Genomic DNA, 17306 nt, shown 5'->3' on the forward strand with positions numbered 1-17306 from the left:
GTTGGGTATGATCCGATCCCGGGCCACGAGAGAGCCCGAGAAACTGACTCGAAGGAATTTAGATGATCATCAAGGCCCAGCCCGACGGCCAGATTGCCCGCGCGTTGCGCAGTCACAAAGGACTCAAATTGCTCAAGATGACGCAGAGTGGCGTCTATTGTCTCGCTGATGAAGAGACCTATCGGGCACTCACAGGCGGATCATCTAACGGAAAAGGCTCGACATCGGATCAGCCCGCCAATGCCACGGAGCAGCAGGATCCTCAGCAACCTACTTAGTTCTTAGTCGCGGCCTGATGCGGGCGGTCCCCAGCCACCGCCGCCCGGTGTTTCTATTCTCAGACGTTGACCTGCTTTCATCTGCACAGCGAAGCAGCCGGGCAGTGGCGACTCGTTGCCGTCAGAGTCCACCAGAGTAGTCTCGCCAGGCTTGCCTGACAAACCTCCGTTGAGCCCGAACGGCACGAACTGCCCCCGTCGCTGCGCGAGCAGTGTCACAGAGAGGGTTGTGAGGAACTCAAGTTCTCGTAGCAGTCCGTCTCCGCCCGGATGCTGGCCATCTCCGCCCGATTCTGTTCTGATTGCATGACGGCGAACGCGGACTGGAAAACGATGTTCCAGAATCTCGACATCCGTCATGCGTGTATTCGTCATGTGCGTATGCACCGCATCGCAGCCGGCAGCATAGGGGGTCGCACCCGATCCCCCGCAGATCGTTTCGTAATAGCCGAATGTCCGGTCGCCGAACGTGAGGTTATTCATCGTCCCCTGACTGGCCGCGGCTCGCCCGAGAGCCCCCAGAAGCACATCGACAACACGCTGCGAGGTCTCGACATTCCCGCCGACAACAGCCGGGCAATCTGCCGGATCGGGCTTTGCCGGAGGATTCAGCAGGCACTCGGGCAGCTCGAGATCGATAACATCGAGTACACCGCTGTTGAGGGGGACATCTTCGTTGATCAGGCAGCGGAACACGTAGAGCAGGGCGGCTGTGACGATGGCTCGATTCGCGTTCAGGTTGGAGGACAGGACGGGACCTGTGCCGGTGAAGTCGACGCGGGCACGTCCCTCGCCGATGGCAATCGTGACGGCGATGGGACTTCCATCGTCAAGGTGATCGACGAAGCGATGTTCTCCTTGAGGAAATGCGGAGAGAGCCAGTCGCGTCTTCTCGGCTGCTGCGGCCCGGATCTGCGCGACATAGTGGAAGACGGTCGTTTCGTGATGTTCGTTGACGAGTCCCCGCAGTTGTCGGACGCCGATCTCATTCGCCGCCATCTGAGCCCGCAGGTCCGCCAGATTCTCTTCGATGCGTCGGGCCGGCCAGGGAGCCTCTTTCAGAATGTTTCGCAGTTCCGGGAAATAATCCCGTTCAGACGACTGCAGCAACATGGGACGGATAACGACACCTTCCTCGGCGAGATTCTTCGAGAACGGCGGCATGCTTCCCGGCGTAATTCCGCCGATGTCTGCGTGGTGGGCTCGCGAAGCGACGAGGAACTGCAGCCGCCCATTGTCTCCGACCACCGGGGTAACGACGGTGATATCCGGCAGATGAGAGCCGCCACGATACGGGTCGTTCGTGACGAACACATCGCCGGCTCGCATTTTCGGAAACGCCTGGAGCATGTGCCGCACGGTTTCACTCATGGCTCCAAGATGAACCGGCACATGCGGCGCATTGGCGATGAGACTTCCCGTGCGATCGAACACCGCACAACTGTAGTCGAGTCGCTCTTTCACATTGACCGACTGAGCGGTCTGTCGGAGGGTTTCTCCCATCTGTTCGGCAATGGACGCGAACTGGTTATGAAACAACTCCAGTAGAATTGGCGAGGTCTCTTCGGAAGGCTCTTCGTTCCGAGGGTGGCTGGCGGTGGTTGCCGTTTGCGTGATCTTCAGCATGCCTTTCCCGTCGACGGCTGCGGTGAATCCCGGCTCGACGAAGACGACCGAATGAGCATCGACGATCAACGCGGGACCGCCGACGTTAAGGCCCGCTCGCAGGCGGGTTCGCTGTTTGACGAGAGCTTCCTGCCAACTGCCGTGCACGAAGACCCGGGTCGTTTGCTCTTGCTGGTCCGTGTTGTCGTCCGGCGTCTGTGCGTCTCCGATTAACGCCTGTTGTGTGGCGGCGACCAGTTCGACACGAGCCGTGACGATCTCCAGGGGATGTCCGGTTCGCCGGTAGCCAAACCGTTTGAAGAACTCCCCGTCGAAAGCCGAGCGGAAATCGCCATTGGCAGGCCGTTCGATGGTGAGCGGCGTTTCCGTGCCGAGATAACGCAAGTCGAGGGAGCGGAGTTCGGCGACCGCTTCTTCCACGGGAATGCCCTGTGCCGTGAGAGTGGTCCGAGCCTCGTCACGTAGTGAGGTGAATAGTTCTTCGAGTTGCTCGGCCGGCGTTTCCTCGTAACGTCGAAGCACGGATCGGGCAGCGATCTGCCGTCGATTTCCACAGCCGATTCCGTATGCGCTGAACAGGCTCGCGAGGGGATGGATCAGGATCTGAGGGAATCCGACTTCAACCGCGAGCGCACAGGCGTGCTGCCCGCCGGCTCCACCGAAGCTGACCATCGTGTGTTCCGCCGGATCGTAGCCTCGAGCAACCGAGACGCGACGAATGGCCCGGGCCATCAGAATGTTGGCGATCTCCAGGAACCCTTCCGCCAGTTCTTCCACGGAATAGCGCCGCCCCAGTGGAGACGCGGCGACGTCATCGCACAGGGTCTGCAATTTGGTTCGGACGGCGGCTTCGTTCAGTGGGAAGGGGAAGTGGGCCGGGATGATTCGCCCTGTAATCAGATTCATATCGGTCACGGTGAGCGGGCCGCCGCGTCCGTAACAGCAGGGGCCGGGATCTGCGCCAGCCGACTGCGGGCCGACCAGAAGACGGACGCCGTCGAAGTGACAGATGCTGCCTCCCCCCGCGGCTACCGTTTCGATGGCAAGCATTGGAGTGGCGATGCGAATGCCAGCCTTCACCGATTCATATTCTCGATGAAATCGGCCATCAAACCGACAGACATCGGTGCTCGTGCCGCCCATGTCGAACCCGATAGCCTGTTTCAGGTCGTATTCCTCCCGCACCTGGGCAATGCCAACCACGCCGCCCGCCGGACCGGAAAGAATGCTGTCCTTCCCAAAAAAGTGATCCGCAGCTACGAGTCCGCCGCTGGAGGTCATCAGCTCCAGCTGACTCCCCGGCAGCGACTGCTGGATGGATGCAATGTACCTCTGCAGGACCGGATTCAGATATGCGTCGATCAACGTCGTGTCCCCTCGGGCAATCAACCCGATCAGTGGGCTGACGCGATGAGAGACGCTGACGTGCAGGAACCCGATTTCCGTGGCAACCCGGGCGATACGTTCCTCGTGAGCCGGATTCTTCCAGGCGTGCACGAGGCAGATTGCGACTGCCCGGAAGCCGTCGTCATACAGACGCTGCAGATCTCGTTGGACCTGTCTCAAATTCGGCGACACCAGAATGTTGCCGTCTTCGGCGATTCGTTCGTCGACTTCGAGGATCGACTCCGACAACGGGGAGGGTTTCTCGATTTCCAGATCGAACAGTCTGGGCCGATCCTGATGTCCGATCTTCAGAGCATCACCGAAGCCGGCCGTGGTGACGTAAACACAGCGTGCTCCCCGGCGTTCGAGCAGGGCATTGGTGCCCCGCGTCGTTCCAAGGCGAACCTGTACCGCCGGGATGGCTTCGTGACGCGATCGTCCGAGCAGATACCGGATGCCGACTACGGGAGCTTCTTCTCCCCCGACCAGTTCGTAGTTCCGACCGACGAACTCATCCGGCAGCCGGTCTCGGAGAGTCAGTCCGCCGGAGGGATCAGAGTCCACCACCGTGGTCTCGAACGGAGTCTCGCCGCTAAGACGAAACGTATACCCGCTCCAGACTCCGGGGGGATCCTGCCGGCGACTCGGATCGTGGATGGATCGAGCGACCGAAGACGCCACACCGCCGATGACCACGCCGGACGAAAGTGTTTTGTGTGTCAACGCCTGGCCGGATGGGCTACGGGCAACCAGATCCGTAAAGGTGCCGCCGGCATCAATGGCGAATTTCCAGCAGGTGGTGGAAGAGGCAGTCAAGAATCAAATGCCTTGTCTGAGAGCTCAAAAAAAGGAACGTCGGGCAGGTTGGGCGCGATCCATACTTACTGAAACCTGGCGGCAAAATGAAGCCGTCCCGTCGGGTTTGTGGTTGCTCACCGTTCATGGGGAGCGGATGTCGATCGTCACACGGCCTCGATCACTATGTGAAAAAAGTGCGCAGGGCGAATTTGACATTGAGTTTTTCGCAGAAAACGCGAAGATATGCCTTCGGTGCTATCTGTACACGTTGCGATTGTGCCTTTTTTGCCACATGGTACACTTTTTGCCACGTTTGGTTATTCGAGGCGCGGAAGTCGGAGGAATCACACAGTTCGTGGCGATGGATCGTCCAGCCTAGCGGAAAAAGGGTAGCCACAATGTTTAAAGCAATTTATGAAGACGAAGCCGGGTTCATCATCTCGGCCGAACTGGTGCTGATCGGCACCATCCTGATTCTGGGACTGATCGTCGGGCTGAGTTCAATTCAGCACGCGATTGTATCAGAATTGAACGATGTCGGAGATGCGGTGGGCAGTTCTAACCAGAGCTACTGGTACACCGGGTTCTCCAGCGAGAAGGGTTTTGGCAACGGTTTCAAAGCTTACACCCGAGGTTCAGCGGCAATGGATGAAGTGGATGACTGCGATTTCGACGAATGTGAAATCGCCTGTGATGTGCCTGTGAATGAAGGCCCGAAGGACAACGACTGAGTCGGCAATCACAGTTGAGTATGCAAGCGTTGCAGCGGAGTTTGACTCCCTGCAACGTTTTTTTCATTCTGGACGATTGTTCCCGTTCGGTCCGTTTCTGTTTTCCCTGTTGAAGTCGGAATGCCTTTGGGCTTAGAATTCGGGAAGTTCCCTGTCCGACGAATTGATGTGGGGAAAGTACGCACGGCCGGAGCAACTCTCTCGCTGTGGCAAACGCTCGTACGGATGACGTACCGGCTTCGCTGCCTCGCTCTCGTCGGACGATTATGAACAGGAGGCATGGATGGCCATTTCAGGTATTGGGGGATCCGGCGGCAATATGCCGGTGTCCCGCGTCAATCACCCGGTTCAACAGACACCGTTTCAGCCGACTCCGGGAGGAATTCGCGTTCCGACCGATCAGCTGGACATCTCTCCGATGGCACGCATGATGTCTGAACTGCAATCTCTCGAGGAGAATGACCCTTCCCGCTCGGAATTGATTGCCCGGATTCGCGACGAAATTGCGAATGGCACCTATGATACCGATGAGAAGCTGGAAGCGGCACTGGCGAACTTTCTCCGCCAGGTTCAAAACGATAGCTGATAGACGCGGCTGACGAGACAATCGCAGACGGAGCCAAGATCGGCTCCTGGGAGTAGTGCACATCGTGAGTGGTTTGGGGAATGTCACCGTTACCGCCAGTCCCAAGGAAAAGTTTCGGGAATACCTGGCGACACAGAAAATGCGTCTGACTCCCGAGCGGGAGATCATCGTCGATGAAGTCTTCGACAACCACGAACACTTCGATGCGGAAGAACTCTCTGAGCGTCTTCGGGCCAGCGGTCGGAAGCGAGTCAGCCGTTCGACTGTTTATCGCACGCTGGAGTCGATGGAATCCGCTGGCTTGATTCGCAAGGTTGCCCGTCCGAACGGCAGCGAAATCTGGGAGCACGACTACGGTTACCCGCAGCACGATCACCTGATCTGTCGGAAATGCGGGGAACTTCAAGAGTTCCACAACGACGAGATCAAAGCGATTCTGGAAACGGTCGCCGATAAGATGGGGTTCTTTATGGATGGACACCGTCTGGAAGTTTTCGGCTTATGCAGCAATTGTCGTCGGGCTCCTGTCCGTCGCCATCGCAAGCTCGATATGATCTAACCGGACCGATCTTCGGCCTGATCGCTTCTGCTACTGCTCCCGGCAAGCGTCGGAATCGTGCGAGCAGCTTTCCTGTTTTTGTCTGGATGCTCGTATTGTCCACCCCAAGTGCTCACCTGACCGGGATTTGCGGAGCGGGGATGAGATCGCTCGCAGATTATCTCTGCGATCGCGGCTGGATGGTTTCCGGTTCTGACGCCGTCGTCCCGCTTTCTGTCCGACAGCATTTTCTGCGTCGAGGAATCCAGGTCCATCAGGGACACGAGGCGGGAAATGTACCGCCAGAGTGTTCCGCACACATTTACAGTCTGGCAGTCGGAGAAGAGAACTCTGAACGGATCGCGGCGACACGAGCTGGCGTTCCCTCGTTCAGCTACGCGGAGTATCTCGGGCAGACACTCCAGAATCGACGCGGGATTGCCATCGCGGGGACGCACGGCAAGACAACCTGCTCGCTGCTGCTTCATCATCTCCTGCAGACCGCGGGGTACGATGCGGGACTGATTGCCGGGGGAAAGCTTCAGCAGCAGGACAACTCGGGACACTTCGGACGTGAATCGGAACTGATCGTCGAAGCTTGTGAGTTTCGCGGCTCGTTTCTGCAACTGCAGCCTCGGCTGGCGGCGGTGTTAAATGTCGAAGCCGACCACTTCGACTGCTATCCGGATGGGCGTTCGCTTCTTCAGGCGTTCCGGGATTTCACGCATCGCATTGACCGATCGGGCCTGCTCATCGCCAATGCCGATTGCGCCGCCACGTTGCGGACCATCGCGGATTCGCGGTGTTCCGTCGCTCTGTTTACGACCGAGCCCACCGCAACGTTCTTACCCGATGCCGAGATCTGGCGAATTTCCGAGATCGTGGAGTCGGCAACCGGCACTTCATTCACGCTGCGTCACAACGACGAACTTCTCTCGCTGGCTCTGACGGTCTGCGGGCGTCATCAGGTCATGAACGCCACTGCCGCAGGGCTGTTGGCCCGTCAGGTTGGACTTTCATGGGAGTCCATCGCGGAAGGACTGCGAACGTTTCCTGGCGTGGATCGCCGTTTCCACCTCCGCGGGCGGCGGAATGGGGCCTACTTGATCGACGACTACGCCCATCACCCCTCGGAACTGCGGGCCACGTTTCAGGCGGTTCGGCAGCGTTTTCCCGGCAGCTACATTCGAGCCTTTTTCCAGCCGCATCAGATTCAGCGGACAGAGATGCTCCTCGATCAATTCGCTGATGCTTTGCTCGAAGCCGACGAGACCACTATCCTGCCCATCTTCGCTGCGCGCGAAACCCCGGATGACCGGGTTCGCTCGACGGCCGAAAAACTGGTCGAAGCCGGAAACAGCCGCGGAGGACGCTTTGCATTCTGTCCCAGCCTTGACCAAATGCGTTCCAGACTGGACGATTCACGACACGTTATGACAGGATCCCGAGCAGAAGTGATAGTGACGCTCGGAGCAGGAAACATTGATCGGATCTATGATGAGCTGCCTGGATTCCTTTGCTGAAATTACTCGACAGGATGAACCCCTGGCCCCGTACACCTGGCTGAAGCTGGGCGGACCGGCTCAGTACCTGATCGAGCCCCGGACCATGGACGAACTGGCCGCTGTGCTGCAGTGCTGCCAGAAAGAAAAACTTCCGGTCCATGTGCTGGGTGAAGGTTCGAATTTGCTGATTCGCGATGAAGGCGTCAGCGGCGTCGTGTTGCGACTCAACAACGGCGACTTCTGCAAAGTGGAAGTCGACGGGACAACGGTCAAAGCCGGAGCAGGGGCTCTGCTTTCGCATGTCATTTCCCGCAGCGTGGCTGGTGGACTGACCGGGTTGGAAGAACTGGCCGGAATCCCCGGAACGATCGGCGGAGCGGTTATCGGAAACGCCGGGACGCGCAGCGGAGAGATCGGAACCAAGGTCGTCTCCATCGATGTGATGAATCACGAAGGTAAGATCGAAACGCTGTCCAGCGAGATGATCGGCTTCGAGTACCGCAACAGCCACCTGGGCAATGCCATCGTGATTTCCGCGACATTGCAGCTGAGCGAAGATGATCCGAACGAGATCACGAAGCGATTGCGGAAAACGTGGATCATGAAAAAGGCTTCGCAGCCTCTTTCGTCGCAGTCTGCGGGCTGTGTCTTCAAGAATCCACGCGGACTTTCCGCAGGTTCGCTGATTGAACAGTCGGGCTTGAAGGGAACGCGCGTGGGGGACTGCGAAGTCAGCGATCTGCACGCGAACTTCATCATCACCCACGAGAACTGCACCAGCGACGATGTCCTGCGACTGATCAACCTGGTTCGCTCCAAGGTGCAGGATACGCACGACATCGAACTCGAACTCGAGATCAAAACCTGGCCGTAGGCGAAACCGTCTCCCACACGCACCGGGTTAAGACATCATCGAGAAGGGTGACCCGTCCGTGACGAACGGGCCTCCCTCGTTAGTTCCATTGCGAGATCGAACGATGAAAACCTCGCGACTCGGTTGCGAGGTTTTTTTCTGCGCTGTTACTGTTCGAGGACCGCGAACAGGAGAACCCGCTGATGGAACAGTCTCATCCCCCCGCTTTGGATTACTCGCAGATTCCCGAACCCCTTCGGGAGATCTTCGAAACAATTGAGAACGAACTGACGTGGCTGCACGGGCGGTGGATCATGTACCGGCAGCTGTTCGGAGCCGATCAACAGACGCTCGACCTGTTGAATCAGTCCGCACCGACATTCTTCGGCATGCTGCAATTTCTGTGGCTCGATTACGTGGTGCTGGAGATCTGCAGTCTGACTGACCGGCCCCGGTCTTTTGGACGGGACAATCTGGTTCTCCGGCAACTTTATGAAAAGCTCGATCGCGAGGCTTATGCGAAGCTCGTCGAACAGCTCGAACAAAAGGGGGAACTGGTCGAGCAGTGCTGCGGCAAATTGCGGACGATTCGTAACCGCCGTATCGCTCACCGGGATCAGCGAGCCGCTCTCGGGGCGTACCAGACGCCGATCCTTGGCGTTTCGCGCAAAGATGTCGACGATGCTCTCGTGGCCATGCGGGACTACGTGAACTGCTTCCGGATGGAGTTCCTGGGATCAGAAATGGCATTCGATCAGTTCGAACTTCCTGACGATGCAACGACACTGCTGTCGCATCTTGAAGCCGCTGTGCAGAACCGGAAAACACAGACGGATGCCGACTGATGGATGCGATCGTTCCCCCCGAACGAAGGCGTCTCAGTAGATCTCCGCAGCTCGTTTCACGGATACTGAACACATTGCACCTGTGTTGCCGATTCTATCGATCGGGAACGTCGTGAGCTGCTGCAATCATGGGAATCTTTTCGGCCTTCGGGTCATCATGACCTACGATTCTTTCGGGGATCAGACCCGCCTTCAGCCACCGCTCCTGCACTGACGTTTCCGGAAAACAGACATGTTGCCAGACGACATCAGGGGTCCAGCCAAACCGCCTCAATTTTGCGTCCTGCCGTCTCAGAGCAACGTCATGCGTGTCGACGCTGCCGCTCCACGAGTAAAGTAAGTCTTGAATGAAGTCTTTTGTCTTGTCCAACGAAACAATCGAACGTCTCCGGGAAATTCATCGCGCCGTTCAGCAGGAACAGCTGCGACCGCAACTGCGGTTCGCGTTCAGCACCGACAATCTCATTCTGCTCGGAATGATTACTGTTCTCGTGGTGATTGCCCTGCTGATGCTCTCGTTCGTCCATCCGCAGACGGCCGCCAGCCAGGACCAGATGGACCAGGATCGGCGGGAAATCGTCGAAGCTTACCAGGATGACCAGTTCTTTGAGATCTCGCTCGGCGAGGCAGAATCGATGGTCCCGAGTGTGCACGCACCGGACAGTGTCGACGTCATCAACTACGAAGCCGTGCTTACGATTCAGGGGACGGTGAAGGACTACATGGCCGCGGATACATCAATCCGACAACGGGAGAACCGGATCCGGGCCGAGGTCGGAGCGGTGATCAATTCTGCTTCGCCCGAGAAAATTGCCGAGCCGAGTCTTTCGCAACTTCGCACCGAGATCAGAGTGGCGGTGAACTCGATCATTGGCGAAGAGAAGATCAACGAGGTGAACTTCTCCCATTTCACCCGCTACACACTGCGGTCGTCGGCCCACTCAGGGGATTGATCCGACCTGCCGCTGATCTTCAAGCACGTTGAGCGGCAGCACGGCATTCATGGAGCCGGAGCGGAAGCCCGCCAGATCGATTGTCACATAGCGGAAGCCGAGTGCCTCGAACTGCTGAACGATTTCGTCCCGAGCTTCCGTCGTTGAGAGCCGCTCGATGGCCTCGCGGGGAACTTCGATCCGGGCCAGCTCATTGAACTCATGGCGGACTCGCAGTTCGAACAGACCAAAGCGTGTCTTGAGGAACCGCTCCGCTTCGTCGACGCGACGAACCCGTTCGACGGTCACTTCGAGGCCATGTGCAATTCGGCTCGAAAGGCAGGGGGACGCGGGCTTGTTCCAGACCGGCAACTCCCAATGAGCAGCCAGCTCGCGGACATCGGCTTTGTTCAAACTCGCTTCGACGAGCGGACTGCGAACGTCGTGCTGGGCAGCCGCCCTGAGCCCCGGTCGATAGTCGCCGAGATCGTCGATGTTGGTGCCGTTCACAATCACATCAAGGTTCAGGCCCTGCTGCTGAAGAGCCGCGGCACGGTGAGCGGTGATAGTCGAATAAAGCGTGTCTTTACAATAGAAGCAACGGTCTCCGACGTTGGCGCGATACTGGTCCTTCTCGAACTCCGTCGTTTTCAGAACCACGAGCGGAATGCCGATCAGTTCCGCAATGTCGCGTGCTTCTTCCACAGTGCCTCGCGGAACCGATGGGCTGTCGGCGATCAGTGCTGTGGCGTTTCCGGGAGCGGCGACGGCGGCGGCTTTCGCCACGACGGTGCTGTCGACTCCGCCGGAAAAGGCGACGCCGACGCGTCCGTAATCGCGAAGAATCTGCAGTAGCTCGTCCCGCTTCTGCTCAACTGTCCGGACACTCATGGGCTTCGACTCTGGCAACTGTCTGCTCAAATTTTCACTCGTTCCCGTCAGCCGGTCCGCTTGAAGGCGACCTGTTCACAGGAATTCTACACAAAACGCCCGCCGGGGCGAAAAATGAGGCGATTGCGAAACCGACCTCTGGCGGTATAAACTAACGACCAAGGCATGAATTCGCATCCGCAGAGCCGATACAAATCTTTCCCCGGCTCCGGTTCCCTCCTCAAGTGGAAGTTCTGGCAGAACACGAGGCGAAAACGATGAACCATTCCGTAGCTCGACGGTCTCCCCGAACATTCCCCGGCTTGCTGGCCTTGATGGTGTTCTGCGGGATGCTGTTGGTTGACACTTCGGACCTGCAGGCTCAACTGACGACGGAACATCGTCGCACACTGACTGAACTCCGTCGCGACGTTTCCCGAGTCTCTTCGCTGATCCGCCGGAAGGATTACGATGAGGCCGAGGCTGCCCTCAGTGAAGCGGAACAAGCCCTGCAGAAAGTCGCCAGTGAAGCCGGCCTGGAAGAGGATGATCGAGCTCTTGCGTCAATCCAGCGAACGATTGAAATTCAACGAAAGAATCTGGCACGAGCCACCGGCGACGGGGAGCCGGGCAACGCCGGAGTAAGCTTCTCCAAAGATGTCGCCCCGATTCTGGCTGAGAATTGTGTCGGCTGCCACGATGACGGTGCGGCCGGCGGATTGCGGCTCGATACATTTGCTGGAATGCGGCGAGGGGGGCGCAGCGGCATCCTGCTCGTGCCCGGTTCCGCAAACCGAAGTCTGCTCGCCCTGAAGTTAATCGCCAATCCCCCCGCTCGCATGCCCAAGAATGGCAATCCACTGGGGCAGCAGGAGATTGAAACGATCGCTGCCTGGATCACCCAGGGAGCCAAGTTCGACGGGAAAGATCAGAACACGACCATGTCGGATCTGGCAACGGGAGCCGACGACAAGAAAATGACAGAGATCAAAGTGGCCAAGCCGGATGGCACCGAAACCGTCTCGTTCACGAAAGATATCGCTCCCATGCTCGTGACCTTCTGTCACGGCTGCCACAGTGGAGCCAATCCGAACAGCGGGTTTTCTGTCGAGACGTTCGAAAAGATTCTGATCGGCGGCGACAGTGGCGAAGTGCTGATTCCCGGAAACCTGGAAGACAGCCGCCTGTTTCGACTGACCGGCGGACTCGAAAATCCCCGAATGCCGCAGGGGCAGGCCCGCATCACGCGAAAGAACTACGAAGACCTGAAAGCCTGGATCAGTGAAGGCATCAAGTTCGATGGAAACGATCCGAAGCAGCCTCTGCTCGAAATGGTTCCCTCGGCCAGCGACGAACGTCGGATGCAGCTGGCGAATATGACGCCGCAGGAATTCGAGAAGCACCGTCGCGAACAGGGCGATTCGCACTGGCGACGGACGCTGTCGTCTGCCAACCCGGCTTCGGTTACGAACGACGATCTGCTCGTGATGGGGAACGTCGAGCCTCAACGGTTGCAGACCGTCCTCGACTGGGCCGAGCAGATGCGCTCCGGTCTGAAATCGAAGCTTGCTCTTGCCGAGGAACCCAAATGGAAAGGGCGACTGGCGATCTACGTCTTCAAGGATCGTTACGACTACGAAGAGTTCAACCGCTCGATTGAGAACCGCCAGGCGACGGACCTGATGTTTGGTCATGCCCGCGTGACGGCGAGTTACGATATGGCTTATGTCGCGGTGCTCGACACCGGCGATGTTTCCTCGGCGACGACACCGTCTCTCAAGTGGACCCTGTCCAAAGGAATGATCTCGGCTGCCCTGCAGCGTGGTTCGACAACCCGGATGGACTGGCTGACCGAAGGGACCGGCTGGGCACTGGCTGATTCCGAGCTTCGCAATGCCGAGTTCGAACGAGCGCTCATTGTTTCGGCGGCCCGAGCCATTAAAGGCGTGAACCGACCCGACGACCTGTTCAAAGCCGGCACGTTTTCGCCCGAAGTGACCGAGCACGTTGGACTGGTGACGGTGCGGCTGCTAATGAGCAGAGGATCGGGAGAGCAGCTCAAACGGTTCTCCGAAGCTCTGCTGTCGGGCCGCACTATCGAGGAAGCCTGCCGGATCTATAATACGACGCCGGAAGATTTGGGGCGGGCGGTCGCGGCGAGTTTGAACTGATCGAACGGACTTCAAAAGGCAAATCGCGGCGTAAGGCCGCAACAGGATTATGACGACAAGTGATGTCATCATTGTCGGGGGCGGAGTCATTGGACTGGCCACCGCACTGGAACTGGCCGAGCAGGGATGTACGGTAACGGTCGTGGATCGACAGGCCGTTGGCCGTGAATCGTCCTGGGCCGGCGCCGGCATGATTCCCCCAGGAGAGATCCATCTGGCCAGTCCGGGGTATCGTCAGCTCGCCATCGCGAGTTCGGCTCTCTGGCCCGAGTTTTCTGCCCGTGTGCACGAACTGACCGGCATCGACGATGAATACCACAACTGTGGAGCGGTGATTCTTCCGCCTGCCGATGATCCCGCAGCGATTGGCGACGAGATCGCAGACTGGCACACTCAGCAGATCGAAACGCAATTGCTGGAGGGTGATCAACTCCGTCAGACGAGTTCGCGGTTCTTCAAAGGGCTGGACAGGGCCTATCTGCTGCCGGGACAGGCGCAGGTTCGCAATCCCCGTCATCTCAAAGCGTTGATTGCCGGTTGCCGAAAACTCGGCGTGCAGATCCGCGAAGATGAGTCGATCGAACGGATGACGGTTCAGGGGAACCGACTGGTCTCGGTCAGCTCTGAACACGAAGAATTCTCGGGCGATCGGTTTCTCATCACGGCTGGAGCCTGGTCGGGCTTCTTCGGGGAGCTGCTGAACGTCACGCTGCCCGTCGCACCGGTCCGTGGTCAACTGGTTATGGTGCAGTTGCCGGAACCATTTCCGTTCATCGTCGAGCAGGGCAAACGATACCTCGTGCCCCGGCTGGATGGTCGCCTGCTGATTGGCTCGACCGAATCGCTGGTTGGGTTCGATCGCACCGTGGAGCCCGATACGATCGAGGTTCTGCAGGAGTTTGCCGCGAGCATTCTTCCGGAGGTTGAGCGGCTCCCGGTGGAACGGTCCTGGTGCGGGTTTCGGCCCGCTGCGACCGACCGTTTGCCTGTTCTCGGCCAGGCTCCCGGAATCGAGAACGTCATCATCGGGACGGGCCATTATCGGGCAGGACTTTCCCTTTGTCCTGTGACCGCCCGAATTCTCAGCGATCTAGCCCTGGGACGGGACGTGGAATTCGATCTCCATGACTTCCGTCCGGAACGTTTCGCCGAGCCTGTTGCTGAACACGTCTAGAAGCCACCCGGAATACCTATGCCGTCAATCGCAGTCATTGGAGCCGGGCCCATCGGTCTTGAAGCGGCTCGACAGTCCATCGAACAGGGCTGGTCCGTTACGGTCTTCGAGCAGGGACGTATCGCCGATGCCATTCATCGGTGGGGATACGTGAAGATGTTCTCTCCACGGGAATGGAATTCCACGCCGGGCGGGCGAACTGCCATCGATTACGAGGTGCCGCTGGAAGAGTGTGAATCGGGCGACGAGTTCGCCACAGGCTATCTGGAACCGTTGGCCCGCTGGATCGAGTCTCGCGCAGAAGTGTTGACAGGAACCCGCGTTCGCGGCATCAGCAGAAGCGACTGGCTGAAAGGGGATCGAATCGGCGAACGGTCAGGACAGCCGTTCCGTCTCCTCATTGAGACCGCCGATCAGGAGGCGATCCACACCTCCGACATCGTGCTCGACTGCAGTGGAGTCTTCAGCACTCCCTCCCGTGCCGGAGCCGGCGGGATTTGCTGTCCGGGAGAACGGTCGAATGCCGATCTCATTGAGTACGGCGTCCCGACCGCATCGCGGTTCGCAACGATCGCGGAGAAAAAGAGAGTTCTCGTCCTGGGCAGTGGATATTCAGCCGCGACGATGGTCTCGGAATTATTGAAGCGAGCCGGCGATCAGCAAGCCGAGGTGATCTGGTCGACCCGGTCGTGTCGCCCAGAAGGGCCGCTTATTCCGATTCCGGACGATTCCCTCCCCGCACGTAATCAACTGAGCTTGAGAGCCAATCGGCTGGTGAGCGAGCCGTCTGGCCCGGTCCGCTGGTTGGCTGAAACCGTTGTTGATTCCGTTGTACGTGAAGGCGAGGCGTTGGGAGTGCGTTTGCGGAATCTCCGGACGCAGCAGGTCGAGGAACTCGTTGTCGACCACGTGTTGGCCTGTACGGGGTTCCGTCCCGATCGAGAGCTGGCTCGCGAACTGCAGATTCACGAATGCTATGCAACAGAAGGCCCCATCAAGCTTGCCGCCGAGTTGATCGGACAGTCGGGCGGCGACTGCACGCAGGTCACCTCCAGTGGAGTTGGTGTGCTGGTCAATCCGGAAGGAGATTACTTCATCCTCGGCGCAAAGAGCTACGGACGGTCCTCGCGGTTTCTGCTCCAGAACGGCTATGCCCAGGTGACGGCCGTGATCAGGTTGCTGGCCAGCCGATCGGAACCAGCTGGAGCCGTGTCGACGGGAGGCTCCTCATGTGCGCAATGACTCGCGAAACGCCGCATGTCGCTCTCGATTCCCTCGATGTTCTCTGGTTTCAGGTGGCCGGGACGATCTGCAATCTGACTTGCCGTCACTGCTTCATCAGCTGCAGCCCGACTAACAAGACCTTCGGGTTTCTCGCTCTGGAAACCGTCGAGAATGCTCTCAAAGAGTCGGTTTCCTACGGTGTGAAGGAATACTACTTCACCGGCGGCGAACCGTTCCTGAATCCAGCCCTGGTGCCGATGCTCGAACGAACACTCCAGTTCGGACCCGTCACCGTGCTGACCAATGGCACTGTTCTCAAGGAGGAATGGCTGAAGCGACTGAGAGCAGCCGTGGAGAACTCGACCTACAGTCTCGAGTTTCGAGTGTCGATCGATGGGCCGGATGCGGAACGGAACGATCCGATTCGCGGCGACCGCACGTTTGAACGGGCGTTGCAGGGAATTCGCAAACTTTGCGAATTCGGATTCCTTCCCATCATCACGATGACCCAGACGTGGGAAGACGATGAGAACGAAGAGGTGCTCGCCAAGTTCCGGCAGGTGCTTCGCGAGGTCGGACATGCGCGCCCACGACTCAAGATTCTTCCACGGATTCGAATCGGTGCAGAAGCCGAACGGACGTGTGGCTACGGCGAGTTGGAACGGATTACGCCGGAGATGATGGAAGGCTTCGATCAGAGTCAACTGCTGTGCAGTTACAGTCGCGTCGTGACCGATCGGGGGGTAGCCGTCTGCCCGATTCTGCTCGATTCCCCGGAGGCTCTGCTGGGGGCGACTCTGGGGGAGTCGACCGAAGCATTTCCGTTGGCCCATGGGGCCTGTTACACGTGCTATCAGTTCGGATCGATCTGCACGAATCCCTCCACGAAGCGTCAGGGGCACGGCTGATGGCATCGCAGGATGGTGAGTCGAACCGTGAAGTGTTCGCATTGTTCGGAGGCATCTACAGTAATGCTCCGGCATTGGAGTCCGCCATTCAGGATGCACTGGATCACGGAGCCACGCGGTTCTACTGCCTTGGTGATCTCGGTGCCTTTGGCCCGTATCCGGACCGTGTTTTTCCGCTTCTCCATGAGTACAGCATTCAAACGGTGCAGGGAAACTACGACGACAGCATCGGTAACGGGTTGAACGACTGCCAGTGCGGCTACACCGATCCACGCGACAATCATTTCGCCCAGATCAGCTACGATTACACGTTGAGAAAAACCAGCGACCATAACCGGGAATGGCTGAGAGGCCTTCCGAAGGAGATTCGCTTCGAATGTGCCGGGTTGCAGTTTCTACTCTGTCATGGCAGCCCAAGGCGGACCAATGAATTCCTCTGGGAGTCTACGACGAGCACGGCGTTTCTCAATCGGCTGGCCGATGTGCACGAAGCCGATGTCATCCTCGCCACGCATACCGGACTTCACTGGCAGCGGGAGTTGAGCGATGGCCGATTATTCGTAAACGTCGGGGTTCTCGGCCGCCCGGCGAACGACGGTCAATGTTGCGTCTGGTACACGCTGTTGACCGTCGAATGGAATTCCAGCACTGCACCACAGTTGACGGTCGAGTTCCGTCCTGTGAGTTACGATCACGAACGCCTGGCCATCGAGATGCGGAGCGAAGGTCTCCCCGAGGAGTTCGTGCAGACGATTCTGACCGGCTGGTGGACCACCTGCATGGAAGTCCTCCCCGTCAAAGAGCGGCTGCGGGGCAAATTCTGATCGTCACCAATGAAACAGGGCGTCTCGAACTGGAGACGCCCCGTTTGCTGGTGGCTC

General features: G+C 58.5%; 15 protein-coding genes. 13 read left to right on the forward strand and 2 right to left on the reverse strand.

From position 1 onward, the window contains the following. The first annotated feature begins 62 nt into the window (after positions 1–62). Positions 63–278: a hypothetical protein gene (locus L1A08_RS00225; RefSeq protein WP_238752916.1), complete on the forward strand. Its 216-nt coding sequence runs from the start codon at positions 63–65 to the stop codon at positions 276–278. Between the two features lie 3 nt (positions 279–281). Here L1A08_RS00225 and L1A08_RS00230 read toward each other — a convergent pair whose 3' ends face one another. Next, entirely contained in the window at positions 282–4106 is a 3825-nt protein-coding gene (locus tag L1A08_RS00230; protein ID WP_238752918.1) for a hydantoinase B/oxoprolinase family protein, read from the reverse strand. Between the two features lie 380 nt (positions 4107–4486). On the opposite strand from L1A08_RS00230, the gene L1A08_RS00235 reads away from it, so the two are divergent. The 7 genes from L1A08_RS00235 to L1A08_RS00265 all read left to right on the forward strand — a co-directional run bounded on the left by L1A08_RS00235 (position 4487) and on the right by L1A08_RS00265 (position 10099). Continuing rightward, a complete protein-coding gene (locus L1A08_RS00235) occupies positions 4487–4819 on the forward strand; it encodes a hypothetical protein (RefSeq protein ID WP_238752920.1) in 333 nt (110 codons plus the stop codon). A gap of 283 nt (positions 4820–5102) precedes the next feature. Next, the gene (locus L1A08_RS00240; protein WP_238752922.1) at positions 5103–5405 is read left to right on the forward strand and encodes a flagellar biosynthesis anti-sigma factor FlgM; all 303 of its coding nucleotides are present in this window, start codon (positions 5103–5105) and stop codon (positions 5403–5405) included. Between the two features lie 64 nt (positions 5406–5469). Then, positions 5470–5964, forward strand: coding sequence for a Fur family transcriptional regulator (locus L1A08_RS00245; RefSeq protein ID WP_238752924.1), 495 nt, complete (start codon positions 5470–5472; stop codon positions 5962–5964). A gap of 86 nt (positions 5965–6050) precedes the next feature. Beyond that, positions 6051–7466: a UDP-N-acetylmuramate--L-alanine ligase gene (gene murC / locus L1A08_RS00250; RefSeq protein WP_261362665.1), complete on the forward strand. Its 1416-nt coding sequence runs from the start codon at positions 6051–6053 to the stop codon at positions 7464–7466. Further along, positions 7438–8322: a UDP-N-acetylmuramate dehydrogenase gene (gene murB / locus L1A08_RS00255; RefSeq protein ID WP_238752928.1), complete on the forward strand. Its 885-nt coding sequence runs from the start codon at positions 7438–7440 to the stop codon at positions 8320–8322. Before murC ends, murB begins: the two co-directional genes overlap by 29 nt. A 182-nt stretch (positions 8323–8504) precedes the next feature. Then, on the forward strand, positions 8505–9146 hold the full coding sequence (locus L1A08_RS00260) for an AbiU2 domain-containing protein (protein ID WP_238752930.1): 642 nt from the start codon (positions 8505–8507) through the stop codon (positions 9144–9146). Between the two features lie 347 nt (positions 9147–9493). Then, positions 9494–10099, forward strand: coding sequence for a flagellar basal body-associated FliL family protein (locus L1A08_RS00265; protein ID WP_238752932.1), 606 nt, complete (start codon positions 9494–9496; stop codon positions 10097–10099). Here the strand turns inward: L1A08_RS00265 and larE are convergent. Then, positions 10088–10969 (reverse strand): ATP-dependent sacrificial sulfur transferase LarE, encoded by an 882-nt coding sequence (larE, locus tag L1A08_RS00270; RefSeq protein ID WP_238752934.1) that lies wholly within the window; start codon positions 10967–10969, stop codon positions 10088–10090. The genes L1A08_RS00265 and larE overlap by 12 nt on opposite strands. A gap of 329 nt (positions 10970–11298) precedes the next feature. Here larE and L1A08_RS00275 point away from each other — a divergent pair, with 329 nt between their 5' ends. From L1A08_RS00275 to L1A08_RS00295, 5 genes are read left to right on the forward strand one after another with little or no spacing between them, the layout of a single operon-like run. Continuing rightward, a complete protein-coding gene (locus L1A08_RS00275) occupies positions 11299–13119 on the forward strand; it encodes a c-type cytochrome domain-containing protein (RefSeq protein ID WP_238752936.1) in 1821 nt (606 codons plus the stop codon). Positions 13120–13168: 49 nt separating this feature from the next. Then, complete coding sequence (gene thiO, locus L1A08_RS00280) at positions 13169–14293, forward strand: glycine oxidase ThiO (RefSeq protein ID WP_238752939.1); 1125 nt, start codon at positions 13169–13171, stop codon at positions 14291–14293. A gap of 18 nt (positions 14294–14311) precedes the next feature. Beyond that, positions 14312–15535: a hypothetical protein gene (locus tag L1A08_RS00285; protein WP_238752941.1), complete on the forward strand. Its 1224-nt coding sequence runs from the start codon at positions 14312–14314 to the stop codon at positions 15533–15535. Beyond that, positions 15523–16425 (forward strand): radical SAM protein, encoded by a 903-nt coding sequence (locus L1A08_RS00290; RefSeq protein ID WP_238752943.1) that lies wholly within the window; start codon positions 15523–15525, stop codon positions 16423–16425. The genes L1A08_RS00285 and L1A08_RS00290 overlap by 13 nt, the downstream gene beginning before the upstream one ends. After that, positions 16425–17249, forward strand: a complete 825-nt coding sequence (locus L1A08_RS00295) for a metallophosphoesterase family protein (RefSeq protein ID WP_238752945.1) — start codon at positions 16425–16427, stop codon at positions 17247–17249. Before L1A08_RS00290 ends, L1A08_RS00295 begins: the two co-directional genes overlap by 1 nt. Positions 17250–17306: the final 57 nt, after the last annotated feature.

This window comes from Rubinisphaera margarita (genome assembly GCF_022267515.1).
GTDB lineage: Bacteria > Planctomycetota > Planctomycetia > Planctomycetales > Planctomycetaceae > Rubinisphaera > Rubinisphaera margarita.

Excerpts from the sequence above, each read along its gene's own strand:
- L1A08_RS00295 (WP_238752945.1), top strand. The coding sequence starts at position 16,425 with ATGGCATCGCAGGATGGTGAGTCGAACCGTGAAGTGTTCGCATTGTTC.
- L1A08_RS00235 (WP_238752920.1), top strand. The coding sequence starts at position 4,487 with ATGTTTAAAGCAATTTATGAAGACGAAGCCGGGTTCATCATCTCGGCC.
- L1A08_RS00275 (WP_238752936.1), top strand. The coding sequence starts at position 11,299 with ATGCTGTTGGTTGACACTTCGGACCTGCAGGCTCAACTGACGACGGAA.
- L1A08_RS00225 (WP_238752916.1), top strand. The coding sequence starts at position 63 with ATGATCATCAAGGCCCAGCCCGACGGCCAGATTGCCCGCGCGTTGCGC.
- L1A08_RS00265 (WP_238752932.1), top strand. The coding sequence starts at position 9,494 with ATGAAGTCTTTTGTCTTGTCCAACGAAACAATCGAACGTCTCCGGGAA.
- L1A08_RS00290 (WP_238752943.1), top strand. The coding sequence starts at position 15,523 with ATGTGCGCAATGACTCGCGAAACGCCGCATGTCGCTCTCGATTCCCTC.
- larE (WP_238752934.1), bottom strand. The coding sequence starts at position 10,969 with ATGAGTGTCCGGACAGTTGAGCAGAAGCGGGACGAGCTACTGCAGATT.
- murC (WP_261362665.1), top strand. The coding sequence starts at position 6,051 with ATGCTCGTATTGTCCACCCCAAGTGCTCACCTGACCGGGATTTGCGGA.
- murB (WP_238752928.1), top strand. The coding sequence starts at position 7,438 with ATGATGAGCTGCCTGGATTCCTTTGCTGAAATTACTCGACAGGATGAA.
- L1A08_RS00285 (WP_238752941.1), top strand. The coding sequence starts at position 14,312 with ATGCCGTCAATCGCAGTCATTGGAGCCGGGCCCATCGGTCTTGAAGCG.
- L1A08_RS00260 (WP_238752930.1), top strand. The coding sequence starts at position 8,505 with ATGGAACAGTCTCATCCCCCCGCTTTGGATTACTCGCAGATTCCCGAA.
- thiO (WP_238752939.1), top strand. The coding sequence starts at position 13,169 with ATGACGACAAGTGATGTCATCATTGTCGGGGGCGGAGTCATTGGACTG.
- L1A08_RS00240 (WP_238752922.1), top strand. The coding sequence starts at position 5,103 with ATGGCCATTTCAGGTATTGGGGGATCCGGCGGCAATATGCCGGTGTCC.